This window comes from Stenotrophomonas sp. HMSC10F07 (genome assembly GCF_001807895.1).
In the GTDB taxonomy this organism is placed as follows: domain Bacteria; phylum Pseudomonadota; class Gammaproteobacteria; order Xanthomonadales; family Xanthomonadaceae; genus Stenotrophomonas; species Stenotrophomonas sepilia.
Window position 1 is genome coordinate 1 of sequence record NZ_KV791431.1, and the last position, 3,006, is coordinate 3,006.

The 3,006-nt window shown below is 69.2% G+C and carries 2 protein-coding genes; both read right to left on the minus strand.

Features of this window, described 5'->3' with window-relative positions; all coding sequences use genetic code 11:
• Positions 1 to 71: 71 nt before the first annotated feature.
• Complete coding sequence (gene tsaB / locus HMPREF3114_RS15615; protein WP_053501251.1) at positions 72 to 785, minus strand: tRNA (adenosine(37)-N6)-threonylcarbamoyltransferase complex dimerization subunit type 1 TsaB; 714 nt, start codon at positions 783 to 785, stop codon at positions 72 to 74.
• A 9-nt stretch (positions 786 to 794) separates the two neighbouring features.
• Positions 795 to 2,843 (minus strand): DNA repair helicase YoaA, encoded by a 2,049-nt coding sequence (locus tag HMPREF3114_RS15620; protein WP_053501253.1) that lies wholly within the window; start codon positions 2,841 to 2,843, stop codon positions 795 to 797.
• Positions 2,844 to 3,006: the final 163 nt, after the last annotated feature.

Below are 3,006 nucleotides of genomic sequence, written 5' to 3' on the forward strand. Positions count from 1 at the left end.
CAGCGCCCCCTGCGCAGCCCACCCGCCCGGCCAAACCACGGCTTGTGCTTTCGCGCTCCGCCACGAGGGGCTCAGCCGTTGGCCTTCGCTTTCGCCTCGCGCGCGGCCTGCTGCTCGACCAGGGTCAATGCCACGTTGTCGCGCAGGTACGCCGGCTCGACCTTCTCCGGTGCGATCGCCTCGCCACGCGCGAACGCCGGCACCGCCAGTGCCAGCACGTCCGACGCCCGCGGCAATGCCGCGGCATCGAAACCGCGCAGGCCACTGCCCAACTGTGCCACCAGCGCGCCGTCGCCCGCGCCGAAACCGGTACCGACACCGTAGGCCGACATTCCTTCCGGCAACGTCACCACGGAGGGCGCGCAGACGCGCTCGGCATCGCGCGCGACCGGCAGGCCGTCGACGCGTTCGAAGCGCGCGACGTAGAGTTCACCCATCCGGGCATCGATTGCCGACAGGATCTGCGTTTCTTCCACCGGTGCCCGCAGCGCCAGCACCTGCAGCGTCGAAACCGGCAGCAGCGGGCGGTCCAACGCCAACGCGATGCCCTGGGCGATGGCGATCGCCAGGCGCACACCGGTGAACGCCCCCGGGCCGCGACTGAGCGCGATGCCGTCGAGCTGGCGACGGCCGATGCCGGCTTCGGCGAGCAGCGCCTCGGCCCATGGCAGGCTCAGGTCGGCATGCCGGCGCGGGGCGATCTCGAAGCGTTCCAGCACCTGCCCATCGACATGCAGGGCAACGGAGCAGGCTTCGGTGGCGGTTTCAAAGGCGAGCAGTTTCATCAGATCAGGTCAGAACAGGGGGAACGTGGCACCGGGAGCCGGCTCCGGGCCCGGCGCGACAGCGGCCGGGTCAGCCGGATCATCAGCCACGGGCCCCCATTGTGGCGTAAAGAAGGCCTGCACATCGGCCAGGCTGCGGGTGCGGCGGAAGGGTGGCAGTGAATCCAGGAAGACCCGGCCATAGCCACGGTTGAGCAGGCGCGGATCACACAGGACCAGCACGCCACGGTCGCTTTCGCTGCGGATCAGGCGACCGACACCCTGCTTCAGTGCGATCACCGCCTGCGGCAACTGTTCGTCGCGGAACGGATTGCCGCCCTGGCTGCGGATCGCCTCCAGGCGTGCCTCGTACACCGGATCGTCCGGTGCCGCGAACGGCAGCTTGTCGATCATCACCACGCTCAGCGCTTCGCCGACCACGTCCACGCCCTCGCGGAAACTGGCCGAGCCCAGCAGCACGCCATTGCCCGATTCACGGAAGCGCTGCAGCAGCGTCGCGCGCGGTGCCTCACCCTGCACGAACAACGGCCATGGCCCGTCGCGCAGTGCTTCGGCCGCCTCGCGCAATGCACGGTGCGAGGCGAACAACAGGAATGCCCTGCCCTGCGATGCCTGCAGCACCGGCCGAAGGGTCTGGATCAGCGCGGTTCCGAAGCCCCGTGCGGCCGGATCAGGCAGGCCTTCCGGCAGGTAGCACAACGCCTGCTCGGGCCAGTTGAACGGACTCGGCTGGACCAGGGTATGCGGATCGTCCAGGCCCAAGCGCGTGGCGATGTGGTCGAATCCATTGCCCACGGTCAGCGTGGCCGAGGTGAAGATCCATGCCGCGCGGCTGCGCTCGCGATGCTCGCGCAGCGGGCCGGACACATCCATCGGCGTGCGCTGGCAGCGGAAACCCCGCGGCGTGAGCTCGTACCAGAGCACATCGGCGGTACTGGCGTGGTCCGCCGGATCGGTATCGAAATCCAGGGTGGGTTCATCATCGCCCAGCCAGCGCTGCAACCGCGACACCGCCTCGCGCGCCCGCGCATGGCAGGCGTCCAGACCCGCCGCCGATTCGCGCAGCGGCTGAAGTCCCTGCTCCAGTGCCACCAGGCCGGCCATCACCGTATCGAAGCCGTCGCGGACCTGTGGCATGGCCAGCGCACGCCACTGCGTACCACGCGGCGGCAGTCCCTCCATCGCCGAACGCAACGCCAGCAATGCCTGTTGCAACTGGTCGACCGGCTCCTGCAGCGCCGATTGTGCGCCCCCTACGCCGCGCGCTTCAGCCAGGCAGTCGCGACCCAGTTCCTGCCATGGGCGCATGCCGAAACCTTCGCCGAAGAACTGCGCTGCCAGTTCGGGCAGCTGGTGTGCCTCGTCGATGACAAAGGCCTGCGCCCCCGGCAGCAACTCGCCGAAGCCGTCCTGTTTCAGTGCCAGATCGGCCAGCAGCAGGTGGTGGTTGACCACCACCACGTCGGCGGCCTGCGCACGCTGCCGTGCGCGCACCACGAAGCAGTCGTCCCAGAATGGGCAATCGGTGCCCAGGCAATTGTCGACAGTGGAGGTGACCATCGGCAGCAGCGGCGAGTCATCGGCCAGGCCTTCCAGTTCGGCGATATCGCCGAACTCCGAGCGACCGGACCAGGCCAGGATGCGCTGGAACTGCGCGGCCTGCTCGGGACTGGAAAACCGCGGCTCGCCCCGCGCCTGCTGCAGTCGATAGCGGCACAGGTAGTTCGCGCGCCCCTTCAGCAGCGCGCTGCGCAGGCCGACGCCCAGCGCCTGGCGCACGCGCGGCAGATCGCGGTGGTAGAGCTGGTCCTGCAGCGCGCGCGTACCGGTGGAGATGATGGTGCGCAGCCCGGACAGCAGCACCGGCACCAGATAGGCGAAGGTCTTGCCGGTGCCGGTACCGGCCTCGGCCAGCAGCAGGTCCCGCTGCTGCAGCGCATCGGCAATGGCAGCGGTCAGGTGCAGCTGTGCCGGACGCGGGACGAAGGCATCCAGATGCGAGGCGAGCGCGCCGCCTTCGCTGAGGGCTTCGCGGCTGGCATGGACAAGGTCGGACATCAGAGGAAAAGGATACCCGGCCGGGCGCTGCCCGGCACCCGTTTCAAGCCAGAGCCAGAGCACCAGCAACGGCAACGGCGGTCATGGCTCTGGGTTGCACTGAGGGCTGGCAGGGGACTGTGGGTTTGCGGGGACGCCGTAAACCCGTCCCTGGGGGCTTGGC

What these genes read in the sequence shown, in the direction of transcription:
- tsaB (WP_053501251.1), bottom strand. Translation starts at nt 785, where the DNA reads ATGAAACTGCTCGCCTTTGAAACCGCCACCGAAGCCTGCTCCGTTGCC.
- HMPREF3114_RS15620 (WP_053501253.1), bottom strand. Translation starts at nt 2,843, where the DNA reads ATGTCCGACCTTGTCCATGCCAGCCGCGAAGCCCTCAGCGAAGGCGGC.